Annotated in this window: 11 protein-coding genes; 5 read left to right on the top strand and 6 right to left on the bottom strand. The window is 61.2% G+C overall.

Features of this window, described 5'->3' with window-relative positions; all coding sequences use genetic code 11:
* Window positions 1–3: 3 nt before the first annotated feature.
* The 3 genes from OXH74_RS26370 to acnB form a co-directional block, all read right to left on the bottom strand.
* The gene (locus OXH74_RS26370; RefSeq protein WP_375739557.1) at window positions 4–1,218 is read right to left on the bottom strand and encodes a CmpA/NrtA family ABC transporter substrate-binding protein; all 1,215 of its coding nucleotides are present in this window, start codon (window positions 1,216–1,218) and stop codon (window positions 4–6) included.
* Between the two features lie 198 nt (window positions 1,219–1,416).
* A complete protein-coding gene (locus OXH74_RS26365) occupies window positions 1,417–1,626 on the bottom strand; it encodes a YgdI/YgdR family lipoprotein (protein WP_375739556.1) in 210 nt (69 codons plus the stop codon).
* Window positions 1,627–1,842: 216 nt separating this feature from the next.
* Entirely contained in the window at window positions 1,843–4,452 is a 2,610-nt protein-coding gene (gene acnB / locus OXH74_RS26360) for a bifunctional aconitate hydratase 2/2-methylisocitrate dehydratase (RefSeq protein ID WP_375741691.1), read from the bottom strand.
* 401 nt (window positions 4,453–4,853) lie between these two features.
* Between acnB and OXH74_RS26355 the strand changes: the two genes are divergently transcribed.
* Entirely contained in the window at window positions 4,854–5,330 is a 477-nt protein-coding gene (locus OXH74_RS26355) for a DUF1289 domain-containing protein (RefSeq protein ID WP_375739555.1), read from the top strand.
* Between the two features lie 48 nt (window positions 5,331–5,378).
* Here OXH74_RS26355 and OXH74_RS26350 read toward each other — a convergent pair whose 3' ends face one another.
* Entirely contained in the window at window positions 5,379–6,242 is an 864-nt protein-coding gene (locus OXH74_RS26350) for a universal stress protein (protein WP_375739554.1), read from the bottom strand.
* A 204-nt stretch (window positions 6,243–6,446) separates the two neighbouring features.
* On the opposite strand from OXH74_RS26350, the gene OXH74_RS26345 reads away from it, so the two are divergent.
* Window positions 6,447–7,049: a tRNA isopentenyl-2-thiomethyl-A-37 hydroxylase MiaE gene (locus tag OXH74_RS26345; RefSeq protein ID WP_215381648.1), complete on the top strand. Its 603-nt coding sequence runs from the start codon at window positions 6,447–6,449 to the stop codon at window positions 7,047–7,049.
* A 166-nt stretch (window positions 7,050–7,215) separates the two neighbouring features.
* Here the strand turns inward: OXH74_RS26345 and lpxH are convergent, their stop codons facing one another.
* Complete coding sequence (lpxH, locus tag OXH74_RS26340) at window positions 7,216–7,938, bottom strand: UDP-2,3-diacylglucosamine diphosphatase (protein ID WP_375739553.1); 723 nt, start codon at window positions 7,936–7,938, stop codon at window positions 7,216–7,218.
* The gene (locus OXH74_RS26335; protein WP_215381646.1) at window positions 7,935–8,429 is read right to left on the bottom strand and encodes a peptidylprolyl isomerase; all 495 of its coding nucleotides are present in this window, start codon (window positions 8,427–8,429) and stop codon (window positions 7,935–7,937) included. Before OXH74_RS26335 ends, lpxH begins: the two co-directional genes overlap by 4 nt.
* A 121-nt stretch (window positions 8,430–8,550) precedes the next feature.
* Here OXH74_RS26335 and OXH74_RS26330 point away from each other — a divergent pair, with 121 nt between their 5' ends.
* From OXH74_RS26330 to OXH74_RS26320, 3 genes are all read left to right on the top strand, one after another.
* Window positions 8,551–10,218: a glutamine--tRNA ligase/YqeY domain fusion protein gene (locus tag OXH74_RS26330; RefSeq protein WP_375739552.1), complete on the top strand. Its 1,668-nt coding sequence runs from the start codon at window positions 8,551–8,553 to the stop codon at window positions 10,216–10,218.
* Window positions 10,218–11,603: a cysteine--tRNA ligase gene (cysS, locus tag OXH74_RS26325; protein WP_375739551.1), complete on the top strand. Its 1,386-nt coding sequence runs from the start codon at window positions 10,218–10,220 to the stop codon at window positions 11,601–11,603. Before OXH74_RS26330 ends, cysS begins: the two co-directional genes overlap by 1 nt.
* Before the next feature lie 377 nt (window positions 11,604–11,980).
* Window positions 11,981–13,069, top strand: a complete 1,089-nt coding sequence (locus tag OXH74_RS26320) for a WD40/YVTN/BNR-like repeat-containing protein (protein WP_375739550.1) — start codon at window positions 11,981–11,983, stop codon at window positions 13,067–13,069.
* Window positions 13,070–13,086 lie beyond the last annotated feature (17 nt).

Genomic DNA, 13,086 nt, shown 5'->3' with positions numbered 1-13,086 from the left:
CGGCTACAGGGCCATGGCCTGGGTGCTGCCAGCCAGTGCATGGATCGGGAAGCTGCGGGCATAGCCTGCTGGATCGCTACCGTCCCAGTGCTTGCCGTCGAGCAGTGTGGCGCTGCGCATGGGTTCGGGCACCTCGATGCCCAGTGCTCCAGCGGCCTGTTTGTAAAGATCGATCCGCTGAACCTGGCGTGCGATGCCGAGATAGTCTGGATCGTCACGCAACAGGCCCCAGCGACGGAATTGAGTCATGAACCACATGCCATCCGATAGGTAAGGCATGTTGACCCTTCCCTGGTCGAAGAACCGTAAGGGATGAGCGTCCTCCCACGCGTTGCCGAGACCGTCTTCGTAGTGCCCCAGAAAGCGTGGTTCGATAGCTGAAACAGGGACGTCGACATAGTCGCTGCCACTGATCAGCTGGGCCGTGCTGCGGCGATTCTCCGGGTTGTCTTCAATGAAACGGCTGGCCTCCAGCAGGGCCATGGTCAGGGCACGGGCTGTGTTGGGGTATTGCTCGGTAAATGCCTGGGTAACGGCGAGGACTTTCTCCGGATGATCGGACCAGATCATCTGGCTTGTGGCGAGGGTAAAGCCTTGGCCTTGCTCCACGGCCAGCGCGCCCCAGGGACCGCCAGCACAGAAGCCATCGATGCGGGCAGCCTTGAGGTGAGTGACCATCTGCGAGGGCGGCACCACCACTGTGTCGACGTCATGCAGCGGATGAATGCCTTGGGCCGCCAGCCAGTAGTTGAGCCACATGGCATGGGTGCCAGTAGGAAAGGTCTGGGCGAAGGTCAGGCGTGCACCGCCATGGAGCACGTGGCGGGTCAGTGCCTCTGAACTGGTCACGCCGGTGCGCTTGAGGGGTTCCGAGAGGTTGATGGCCTGACCGTTCTGGCACAGGGTCATCAGGATCGCCATGTCGGCAGTAGGGCCACCGATCCCGAACTGGATGCCATAGACCTGACCGTAGAGCGCCTGCGCGGCATCAAGCTCCCCGCCCAGCAGTTTGTCGCGCAGGGTTGCCCAGGATGCCTGGCGTTGCAGATTGAGTGTCAGCCCGTATGGCTGCGCGAATCCCTGAGTGGCGGCGACGATCAGGGAGGCCGAATCGGTCAGGGGCATGAAGCCCAGGTTGAGCATGCACTTTTCCGGGGCATCGCTGCCTGCCACCCAGTCCAGGCTGTCCGATCGTGTAGGGGTCTGCTTGTCGGTCATGGTTTCTTGCCACCTAATCAGCAAAATGGCGTCGCCCCAGAGCTGCCGGAGCTGCCACTGGCATCGACGCCATCGTCATCAACCCGCTCCGCTGTTGGAGTGAGTATTGGTGAACTGGCTAAAGCAAGCGATGTGCCAGTGGCTCAAAAAAAAGAAACCCCGCCAGGGCGGGGTCAAGGATTTGAGGCTGGAGCTACCTCAACGTTCGATGATCTGCTTCACCTGGGATTGGGGAATCTGTTGGGTGCGGCCCTCGTCGTCTTCGAACTCAATCATGCCGGTGTCCCGGTCCAGTTCGGGCTTCTCATGGGTGGTGATGATCTGGCCGTCGGCCGTGGCAATCAGGTATTCGCTGGAGCACGCAGCAAGGCCCAGCACGAAGATCACAATCAACACCGCCTGTTTCATCACTTAGCTCCGTCACGATTGTCCGCCCTTACATGGAACATAGCTGCTGCAGGTACGTCTGCAAGGCGGGGCGCGTGATTGCTTGCGGCCGGTTGCCACTGGGCTAGCGAAGCCCAATGTTCAGTGGCTCGGGGTCTTGTTGGGCTACGCGGCGTTGCGACAACGACCAAGAAAAAGCCCCGCACGGGGCGGGGCTTCTTCATGGCCGGTTAGGGCTTAGGCTTGAACGACCGGGATCTTGGCGTTCGCAGCGGCTTCCTTGTACTCGGCGATCTGGTCGAAGGACAGGTAGCGGTAGATATCGGCCGCCATGCTGTCGATGTTCTTCGCGTAGGCCATGTACTCCTCGACGGTCGGCAGTTTGCCCAGGATCGAGGCAACGGCCGCCAGCTCGGCGGAGGCCAGGAACACGTCGGTCGCGTCGCCCAGGCGGTTCGGGAAGTTACGGGTGGAGGTGGAGACCACGGTGGAACCGGTCTGTACGCGCGCCTGGTTACCCATGCACAGCGAGCAGCCCGGCATTTCCATGCGCGCACCGGCCTTGCCGTAGATGCCGTAGTAGCCTTCTTCGGTCAGCTGGTGGGCGTCCATCTTGGTCGGCGGGGCCAGCCACAGGCGGGTCGGAATGCCCCCTTTGACCTTGTCCAGCAGTTTGCCGGCGGCGCGGAAGTGACCGATGTTGGTCATGCAGGAGCCGATGAACACTTCATCGATCTTGCGACCTTGCACGCTGGACAGCAGGCGGGCGTCGTCCGGGTCGTTCGGGGCGCAGAGTACCGGCTCCTTGACCTCGGCCAGGTCGATCTCGATGACGGCGGCGTATTCGGCGTCCGGGTCGGCTGCCAGCAGGTTCGGCTTGGCCAGCCAGGCTTCCATCGCCTGGGCGCGACGCTCCAGGGTCCGGGCATCGCCGTAGCCTTCGCCGATCATCCAGCGCAGCAGGGTGATGTTGGACCTCAGGTACTCGGCGATGGCCTCTTCCGGCAGCTTGATGGTGCAACCGGCAGCGGAACGCTCGGCCGAGGCGTCGGACAGTTCGAAAGCCTGCTCGACGGTCAGGTCGTTGAGGCCTTCGATCTCGAGGATGCGGCCGGAGAAGATGTTTTTCTTGCCTTTCTTCTCGACGGTCAGCAGACCGGCCTGGATGGCGTAGTAGGGGATGGCGTGTACGAGGTCACGCAGGGTGATCCCGGGCTGCATCTTGCCCTTGAAGCGCACCAGTACCGATTCCGGCATGTCCAGCGGCATTACGCCGGTGGCAGCGGCGAAGGCCACCAGGCCGGAGCCGGCCGGGAAGCTGATGCCGATCGGGAAGCGGGTGTGCGAGTCACCGCCGGTGCCGACGGTGTCTGGCAGCAGCATGCGGTTCAGCCAGCTATGGATGATGCCGTCGCCCGGACGCAGGGACACACCGCCGCGGGTCTTGATGAAGTCCGGCAGGGTGTGGTGGGTGTTGACGTCGATGGGCTTCGGATAGGCGGCGGTGTGGCAGAAGGACTGCATCACCAGGTCGGCGGAGAAGCCGAGGCAGGCGAGGTCTTTCAGCTCGTCGCGAGTCATCGGGCCCGTGGTGTCCTGGGAACCGACGGTGGTCATCTTCGGCTCGCAGTAGGTGCCTGGACGCACGCCTTGGCCTTCCGGCAGACCGCAGGCACGGCCGACCATCTTCTGCGCCAGGGTGAAGCCCTTGCCGCTGTCGGCCGGGGACTCCGGCTTCTTGAACAGGTCGGAAGCGCCCAGGCCCAGCTCGGCACGGGCCTTCTCGGTCAGGCCACGGCCGATGATCAGCGGGATACGGCCGCCGGCGCGGACTTCGTCGAGCAGCACCGGAGTTTTCAGTTCGAAAGTCGTGACGACTTCGCCGCTGTCATGGCGAACGACCTTGCCTTCGTACGGGTAGACGTCGATGACGTCGCCCATGGCCAGGTTGGTGCAGTCGAATTCGATCGGCAGGGCGCCGGCATCTTCCATGGTGTTGTAGAAGATCGGGGCGATCTTGGTGCCGAAGCAGAAGCCACCGGCGCGCTTGTTCGGCACGAACGGGATGTCGTCGCCGAAGAACCACAGCACCGAGTTGGTGGCGGACTTGCGGGAAGAGCCGGTACCGACCACGTCACCGACGTAGGCGACCGGGAAGCCCTTGGCCTTGACCGCTTCGATCTGCTGCAGCGGGCCGATGGAGCCGGGCTGGACCGGTTCGATGCCGTCGCGGGCCATTTTCAGCATGGCCAGGGCATGCAGCGGGATATCCGGGCGGGACCAGGCGTCCGGGGCCGGGGACAGGTCGTCGGTGTTGGTTTCGCCGGGGACCTTGAACACGGTCAGGGTGACTTTTTCCGGCACGGCGGGCTTGTTGACGAACCACTCGCCATCGGCCCAGGACTTGAGCACGGCTTGGGCGGCGGCGTTGCCTTGCTTGGCGCGCTCGGCGACGTCGTGGAAGGCGTCGAACATCAGCAGGGTGTGCTTCAGCTGCTCGGCGGCGACGTTAGCCAGTGCAGCGTCGTCCAGCAGTTCCACCAGGGTGGCGATGTTGTAGCCGCCCTGCATGGTGCCCAGCAGTTCGGTGGCGCGGGCCTTGCTGATCAGCGGGGAATTGGCTTCGCCCTTGGCGATAGCGGAGAGGAAACCGGCTTTGACGTAGGCGGCTTCGTCGACGCCCGGCGGAACACGGTTGGTGATCAGGTCGAGGAGGAAGGCCTCTTCGCCGGCCGGCGGGTTCTTCAGCAGTTCGACCAGGCCTGCGGTTTGTTCGGCGTTCAGCGGCTGGGGCACAACGCCCTGGGCGGCACGCTCTTCTACATGTTTGCGATAGGCTTCAAGCACAGTTTTACCCTCATCAGTGGCCCTGGATTCTTCCAGGGCGCTCATCCAGGAATCCGCCGAACGCATGCGCCGCACAGCTTTGTGAGCTGTCTGGCCAAGGTTTCGGCGGCCTCCATCGAGAAGCTGTTTTCAAAGTTTTACGCCGTCAGGAAGGCCTGATGAGGGCTGGCGCTGGACACCTCAAATGAGGGGGCCAGCGCCAATTTTTCCTGCCGGATGAACTGTGCTCGTGACGCTTTGAAAACAGCTTCCAACGGATATCGGCGCCTTAAATGGCGGGCTGATTCTACTGGAAAGGTTCGGCAAAGTTAAGACAAAACCCCCTCCTCGCCATGGGTGACCCCGATTAGACAAAGGGCTAAGATGGCGCGCCTGATTCACCCGTCGAACCTGCCATCACCATGTCCAACCAGCGAATCAAGACGCCTTGCGTCGGCCTCTGCTCCACTGTCTATGGCGACCTGGTGTGTCGGGGCTGCAAGCGCTTTCATCACGAAGTGGTGAACTGGAATCTCTATGGCGAGGAAGAGAAGCGCGCGGTATGGCGACGTCTTGAGATTCTCCTGGTGCAGGTCATGACCGCCAAGCTGGAAGTGTTCGACCCTTCGCGCCTGCGTGCGCAGCTCGAGCAGCATCAGGTGCGGTTCGTGCCTGAACAGTCGCCTTACTGCTGGGCCTACCAGCTGATTGCCAGGGCCGCACGGATGATCAATCGTCTGGATGCTTACGGGGTTGCGCTGCTTCCCGAGTTTCGTGACTGGGCCTTGCCAAATCTTCGCGAAGCCATTGATCGGGAGTTTTTCCTGCTCTCCGAGGCACATTACGAGCGTTACATCGCTCCGCGCTTTCTTAGGGAAGGGATGGAAATTCGCCTATGACGCTTTAAAAAGAGAGCCGCCCGATGGGCGGCGCTTTTTTTCATATTGTCAGCGTTGGGCTACCAGTTCTTCGAGATGGCTGATTATGTCGTCAGGTTTCAGGACCAGGACATCGCTTTCCAGCGTGTCGAGCACCACTTCGGCCGTATTGCCGATCAGGGCTCCGGAGAGGCCGGTCCGCGCAACGGTTCCGATGATCGTGACCACTGCCTGTAGCTTGTGGGCAATGTGAGGAATGAGGACATCGGCTGGGCCTTCCTCGATATGCAGACGCTCGTCGCTGACATCGAATTCGGCCTGGAAAGCCCTGCATTCTTCGCGATAGCGCGCCTCAATGGTCTCCTTGAGCTGGAAGGTCGGGTCGGCCGCCGACAGCATCGGCGAGGGGTGCGCGGAAATCACGTGCAAGGTGCCCTGGGCCAAGCTGGCAATGTCGTAGCCGTGGCTGACGATGCCAGCATGCAGGGTACGATGCTCGCCATCACTGTTGCCCACATCGACAGCAGCCAGGATTACTCCGCCGGTCCAGGGGCGGTCCGTCTTGACCATCAGGACCGGGGCGGGACAGAAGCGCAGGAGCTTCCAGTCATCCGGTGTCAGCAGCGCCTTTTTCAGCGGGTTGTCGGGATAGTGTTGCTTGATCACCAGGCCACAGCCTTCTGCCTGTTGTGCAGCAATGACGGTCTGGTGCAGGTTGTCCAGCCAGTCCTGCTGGGTGGTGGCGCTGAAACCCTCGGCTGTGAGCGAGGCTGCCAGGTCGCTGAGGTAGGCGCTGTGGTCGCTCTTCTTGTCGCAGATCAGCAGGTGCAGGTGCGACTGGGTGACATTAGCGATCAGTTTCGCCCTCTTCAGGGCCAGGCCCTCTGGTCGGTCCGGTTCCAGTACTACCAGGATGCTGCGAATGGCTTGCATGGTCCTCATCTCCCTGTCGATGGCTTATAGCCAAAGCAAATGTAGTACCGATCAAGCTTTGGTGTTCTTGACATATGTCAGAGCGCCGGACTAGTCGTTGCGACTCGCATTCGTATAATGCTCCGCCTTTGCGGGAGCGGCCAGCAGCCAAGAACTCCCGCCCCGTCGAATCAGTGACGCATCTGCATAACGGAAGACCCGCCAGTGACCTTGCCTGAAATTCATGACTTTCTTGGTTGCCGTACGCCCGACGCCTGGGTGGCGGCCGCGCTGGCCGATCAGGAGACCATGCTGATCGACCACAAGAACAACGAGTTCAAGGCAGCCTCGACGGCGATGGCCCTGATTGCCAAGTACAGCACTCATTTGGATCTGATCAACTTCATGTCGCGACTGGCCCGCGAGGAGCTGGTACATCATGAGCAGGTGCTGCGGATAATGAAGCGCCGGAAGATTGGCCTGCGGCCGGTTTCCGCTGCACGCTATGCGTCTGGCTTGCGTAAGGTGGTGCGCACACATGAGCCACAGAAGCTGGTCGATACCCTCGTTGTGGGGGCGTTCATCGAAGCGCGCTCCTGCGAACGTTTCGAGGCGCTTGTGCCTCATCTGGATGAGGACCTTGGCAAGTTCTACGGTGGGCTATTGAGGTCCGAGGCCCGCCATTTCCAGGGTTATCTGAAGCTTGCCTATCAATACGGGGATGCGGCTGACGTCGATCTGGTGATCGAGAAGGTCTGCGCGGTCGAGCGAGAGTTGATCGAGTCGCCGGATAGCGAGTTCCGTTTCCACAGCGGCGTGCCCGCTTGAAGGTCAGGGCATCAGGCCCGTCGCGCTGACAGTCGACAGCTGCTCAAAGGAAGCGCCCAAGTGGGCGCTTCTTTATTCCTGACGATGAACGGTGTCCTTCTGGCTCGCACTTTCTTGTGCGGAAATGCTGCCCGTGGGTCGGCACCAATGCGCGGTATCGAGCGAATCAGGCAAGGCTGAAGGGCGCTTGCTGGAAACCTTGTTCGTCTACCTGGAGGGCCCAGCCTTGTCGATCCCAGTCGCCAAGCACGATGCGCCGCGCAGGCTGGCCGTCGAGAGCAAAGTCGTGGCATGCCGGGCGGTGGGTGTGGCCATGGATCAGAGTCCTGGCGCCATGTTCGCGGAGGATCTTCGGAATCTCTTCGGCAGTGACATCGGTGATCTCGGTCGTTTTCTGCCGGGTCTGCATGCGGCTTTCATTGCGTAACTTCCGGGCCAGCTTGTGGCGGGTTCTCAGCGGCAGGTTGCGCAGTATCCACAGCGAGACAGGGTTGCGCAGCCATCGACGCAGGCGCATGTAGGCCTCGTCGCGGGTGCACAGGCTGTCGCCGTGCATCAGCAGGACGGGTTCGCCGTTCAGCTGGACCAGGCTCGGGTCCGGGATCAGCGTGCAACCGGCCTCGCGGCAGAAGGCGCTTCCAATCATGAAGTCGCGATTGCCGTGCATCAGGTAGATGCGGGTGCCGGTGTCGGAAAGCTGACGGAGCGCTTGGGCGATCGAGCGCTGGAAGGAGGTCATGGCATCGTCACCGATCCAGGCCTCAAAGAAGTCGCCGAGGATGTAGAGAGCTTCCGCCTGGGGCGCGCGCGTCTGCAGGAAATGAAGGAACGCCCGGGTTATGTCCGGGCGCTCCTCTTCAAGGTGCAGATCGGAGATCAGCAATATCACTCAGCGATCTCGGCCTTCTCGATAATGACGTCGTCGACCGGTACGTCCTGGTGGCCGGCCTTCATGGTCGTGGAGACGGCCTTGATCTTGTTCACTACGTCCATGCCTTCGACCACTTCACCGAATACGGCGTAGCCCCAGCCCTGGACAGTCGGTGCGCTGTGGTTGAGGAAGCTGTTGTCAGCGACGTTGATGAAGAACTGGGCAGAAGCCGAGTGCGGCTCCATGGTGCGAGCCATGGCAATGGTGCCAACCTTGTTCGACAGACCGTTGTTGGCCTCGTTCTTGATAGGCGCGCGAGTCGGCTTCTGCTTCATGCCCGGCTCGAAACCACCACCCTGGATCATGAAGTTGCCGATCACACGGTGGAAAATGGTGCCGTTGTAATGGCCGGACTTCACGTACTCCTTGAAGTTGGCCACGGTTTCCGGGGCTTTGTCTTCAAAGAGTTTCAGGGTGATGACGCCATGGTTGGTGTGCAGCTTGATCATTGGGGTATTCGCTCTGTCGAGAAATCCAAGGCCTGTCAGGGGATTGACAGCTTCGGCTATGATAAGCGCTTTGATTTGGCCGGCCTACCCTGAGCCGCGCACCAGCATGACCAAGGACACCATGAGCAAGCCAGAGACTCCCGCCGCCTCCAACTTCCTGCGCCAGATCGTCCAGGCCGATCTGGATGCCGGCAAGCACACGAAGATCGTCACCCGATTCCCGCCGGAGCCCAACGGCTACCTGCATATCGGTCATGCCAAGTCTATCTGCCTGAACTTTGGCCTGGCCAAGGAGTTCGGCGGCGACTGCCACCTGCGCTTCGATGACACCAACCCGGCCAAGGAAGACCAGGAATACATCGATGCCATCGAAAGCGATGTGACGTGGTTGGGCTTCCAGTGGGCCGGCGAAGTGCGCTATGCCTCCAACTATTTCGACCAGCTGCATGCTTGGGCAGTAGAGCTGATCAAGGCTGGCAAAGCCTTCGTTTGCGACCTGTCCCCGGAAGAAGCACGCGAATTCCGCGGTAGTCTGACTGAGCCAGGCAAGAACAGCCCGTTCCGTGATCGCTCGGTAGAAGAGAACCTGGACCTTTTCGCACGCATGAAGGCGGGCGAGTTCCCCGATGGTGCCCGTTCGTTGCGAGCCAAGATCGACATGACGTCGCCGAACATGAACCTGCGCGATCCGATCCTCTATCGCATCCGCCACGCGAATCACCACCAGACCGGCGACAAATGGTGCATCTACCCGAGCTACGACTTCACCCATGGTCAGTCGGACGCCATCGAAGGCATCACCCACTCCATCTGCACTTTGGAGTTCGAAGACCATCGTCCGCTCTACGAGTGGTTCCTGGCCAACCTGCCGGTACCCGCAGAACCGCGCCAGTATGAGTTCTCGCGCCTCAACCTGAACTACACCATCACCAGCAAGCGCAAACTCAAGCAGCTGGTGGACGAGGGGCATGTGAGCGGATGGGATGATCCACGCATGTCCACCCTGTCCGGTTATCGCCGTCGTGGCTACACGCCCGAGTCCATCCGTAATTTCTGCGAGATGATCGGCGTCAACCGTGCCAGCGGTGTGGTGGACATCGGCATGCTCGAGTTCAGCATCCGTGATCATCTGGATGCCACGGCCCCGCGCGCCATGTGTGTACTGCGCCCGCTCAAGGTGGTGATCACCAACTATCCGGAAGGTCAGGTGGAGAATCTCGAACTTCCACGTCATCCGAAGGAAGACATGGGTGTTCGCGTCCTGCCGTTCGCCCGTGAGCTGTACATCGACCGTGAAGACTTCATGGAAGAGCCGCCCAAGGGCTACAAGCGCCTTGAGCCCAATGGCGAAGTACGCCTGCGCGGCAGCTACGTCATCCGTGCTGATGAGGCGATCAAGGATGCCGACGGCAACATCGTCGAGCTGCGCTGCAGCTACGACCCGGACACCCTGGGCAAGAACCCTGAAGGTCGCAAGGTCAAGGGTGTTATCCACTGGGTGCCTGCCGAGGGCAGCGTGGAGTGCGAAGTTCGCCTCTATGATCGCCTGTTCCGCTCGGCTAACCCGGAGAAGTCGGAGGAGGGCGGTAGCTTCCTCGACAACATCAACCCGGGGTCTCTGCAAGTGCTGACGGGTTGTCGTGCCGAGCCGTCCCTGGCTCAGGCCCAGCCGGAAGACCGCTTCCAGTTCGAGCGCGAAGGTTACTTCTGCGCCGACCTGAAGGATTCGCAACCCGGCAAGCCGGTGTTCAACCGTACCGTGACCCTGCGTGACTCCTGGGGCCAATGATGACGCTGTCGATCTACAACACGCTGAACAAGACCAAGGAAGCGCTGAAGCCCCTGGTGGGCAATCAGGTGCGCATGTACGTCTGCGGTATGACGGTCTATGACTTCTGCCACATCGGCCATGCCCGTGTAATGGTGGCCTTCGACGTGGTGGCGCGCTGGTTGCGTCACCGCGGCTTTGAGTTGACCTATGTGCGCAACATCACCGACATCGATGACAAGATCATCCGGCGTGCCAACGAGAACGGCGAGCCGTTCGAGGCGTTGGTCGAGCGCATGATCGCTGCGATGCATGAGGACGAGGCACGCCTTTCCGTATTGCGTCCGGATATCGAGCCACGTGCCACCGGCCATATCGCCGGCATGCACACCATGATCCAGACCCTGATCGACAAGGGTTTCGCCTATGCGCCCGGCAACGGAGATGTCTATTACCGGGTCGGCAAATTCGTCGGCTATGGCAAGTTGTCGCGCAAGAAGATCGAGGATCTGCGCATCGGTGCCCGTATCGAGGTGGATGAGGCCAAGGAAGATCCGCTGGACTTCGTGCTATGGAAGGGCGCCAAGCCTGGCGAGCCGAGTTGGGAGTCACCGTGGGGGGCGGGGCGTCCCGGTTGGCACATCGAATGCTCGGTGATGTCCACCTGCTGTCTGGGCGAAACGTTCGATATCCACGGCGGTGGCCCGGATCTGGTGTTCCCGCATCACGAGAACGAGATCGCCCAGAGCGAGGCGGCCACTGGCAAGCTTTATGCCCAGGCCTGGATGCACGCCGGTGCAGTTCGGGTAGATGGCGAGAAGATGTCCAAGTCCTTGGGCAACTTCTTTACCATTCGCGAAGTGCTGGAAAAGTATCACCCGGAAGTGGTTCGCTATCTGCTGGTGTCCAGCCACTATCGCAGCCCCATCAACTATTCCGAGGAAAGCCTCAAGGAAGCCAAGGGTGCGCTCGAGCGTTTCTATCATGCATTGAGAGGGCTGCCTGATGCGGCACCGGCAGGCGGAGAGGCCTTCGTCGAGCGCTTCGGTGCGGCCATGGATGATGACTTCAACAGTCCTGAAGCCTGTGCGGTTCTGTTTGAGATGGTGCGTGAGGTCAACCGACTGCGCGATACCGATCTGCAAGCTGCTGCCGCCCTGGCCGCCCGGCTGAAGGAGCTGGCTGGCCTGCTCGGCGTGTTGCAACTGGAACCGGACGCATTCCTGCGTGCGGGGGCTGAGGGCAAGGTGGATGCGGCCGAGGTGGAGGCATTGATCCAGGCTCGCCTCCAGGCCCGCGCGGAAAAGAACTGGGCGGAATCCGACCGAATTCGCGATCAGCTGACGGCCATGGGCGTTGTCCTGGAGGACAGCAAGGGTGGCACAACCTGGCGTTTGGCTGATTGAGTGCGGTGTGACCTGCGGGAGTCCGTTCCTGTCAGGTCCGCGGCTCGGGCAGATGTCCGCGCAGAACCAAGCAAGAGGCCGCTACTCCTAGCGGCCTTTTTCTTGGCTGCCGGTATCACTTGCCCCCAGTGTTGGGTGGCGATGTGTCATCAATCCGCCTCGCACTGGCCGCAGCATGGATCGCTGAAGCGTGACCCATCCTGCGCTTTGCGCCTCCGACGGGCCGAGTTGGAATTGTCTTGTCGGTTACACAGCGTCTTTCTTGCTTAACAAAACATAACGTCCCGCTGATTGTGCAGCCTTTCCAAAGCTGGCTAGGATTAGGTCGCTGCTGCCTCCCTGGGCAGCTTTACCTATAACAAAAAGGGGAAAGGTGTATGAGTGAGCCCGTCATGCGGCGCACCCAGTTCGGCCTGCCTGTGGAGTCCTTCCGCGCGCCGACGTTTCGCTTCCACTCGCCGCTGGCCAAAGCGCTCTCGCTGTTCAGTGTGCTGTCCGTCGTCGCCGTTGCCGCTGTGCCAATCACCGCATCCGCGCTTGCCGCCGATGCTTCGTCTTCCTCAATCGAATCTCCCAAGGCCGTCAGCAGCCTGCTGCTGGATGTCGTTCATGCCGGCAAACGCCTGGTGGCTGCAGGCGATCGTGGCCACATCCTGTACTCCGATGACGATGGAAAGTCCTGGAGTCAGGCCAAGGTGCCGACTCGTCAGATGCTGACTTCTGTCTACTTCATCGATGACAAAAAGGGTTGGGCAGTCGGGCACGACGCGCAGATTCTTGCAAGCGAGGATGGCGGCGCTACCTGGACGCTGCAATTCGAAGACCTGCAGCGTGAAGCCCCGCTGCTGGATGTCTGGTTCAAGGATGCCAACACCGGCTTCGCCGTGGGGGCCTACGGCGCCTTGCTGACCACCGCAGATGGCGGCAAGCACTGGGATGACGTCAGTGACCGCCTCGACAACGAGGACCAGTACCACCTCAACGCCATCACAGCGGTCAAGGACTCTGGTCTGTTTGTGGTCGGCGAGATGGGCAGCATGTTCCGCTCCGCGGACTGGGGTGAAACCTGGGAGCGCATCCAGGGCCCCTATGAGGGCTCTCTGTTCGGCGTTCTGGGGGCGGCCGACTCCGGCGTGGTGATTGCCTATGGCCTGCGTGGCCATCTATTCCGCTCTGCCGACTTCGGAACCACCTGGGAAACCATTCCGTTGAAAACCACCGGTGGCGAGCTGGAGTTCGGACTGTCCGGGGGCGCTTTGCTGCCCAATGGCAGCCTTGTGGTGGTCGGCCACGGCGGTAGCGTCCTCAAGAGCAATGACAGCGGTCGCAGTTTCAGTGTGGTCAACCGCGCTGATCGCATGTCGCTGGCCGGCGTCATCGCCGACGACAAGGGCAACCTGATCCTGGTGGGACAGGGCGGCGTGCGTGTGGCATCACCGACCGGCGCCGAGCTGGGCCAACTATAAGAAAGGCGGGAGCGTTT

It is taken from the genome of Metapseudomonas boanensis, assembly GCF_042232855.1.
GTDB lineage: Bacteria > Pseudomonadota > Gammaproteobacteria > Pseudomonadales > Pseudomonadaceae > Metapseudomonas > Metapseudomonas boanensis.
This window is presented reverse-complemented; position numbering and strand designations above follow the sequence as displayed.

Bases quoted from the DNA above. Each gene is read 5' to 3' on its own strand.
- OXH74_RS26330 (WP_375739552.1), top strand. From the start codon at position 8,551: ATGAGCAAGCCAGAGACTCCCGCCGCCTCCAACTTCCTGCGCCAGATC.
- OXH74_RS26365 (WP_375739556.1), bottom strand. From the start codon at position 1,626: ATGAAACAGGCGGTGTTGATTGTGATCTTCGTGCTGGGCCTTGCTGCG.
- OXH74_RS26350 (WP_375739554.1), bottom strand. From the start codon at position 6,242: ATGCAAGCCATTCGCAGCATCCTGGTAGTACTGGAACCGGACCGACCA.
- OXH74_RS26370 (WP_375739557.1), bottom strand. From the start codon at position 1,218: ATGACCGACAAGCAGACCCCTACACGATCGGACAGCCTGGACTGGGTG.
- OXH74_RS26335 (WP_215381646.1), bottom strand. From the start codon at position 8,429: ATGATCAAGCTGCACACCAACCATGGCGTCATCACCCTGAAACTCTTT.
- OXH74_RS26355 (WP_375739555.1), top strand. From the start codon at position 4,854: ATGTCCAACCAGCGAATCAAGACGCCTTGCGTCGGCCTCTGCTCCACT.
- cysS (WP_375739551.1), top strand. From the start codon at position 10,218: ATGACGCTGTCGATCTACAACACGCTGAACAAGACCAAGGAAGCGCTG.
- OXH74_RS26320 (WP_375739550.1), top strand. From the start codon at position 11,981: ATGAGTGAGCCCGTCATGCGGCGCACCCAGTTCGGCCTGCCTGTGGAG.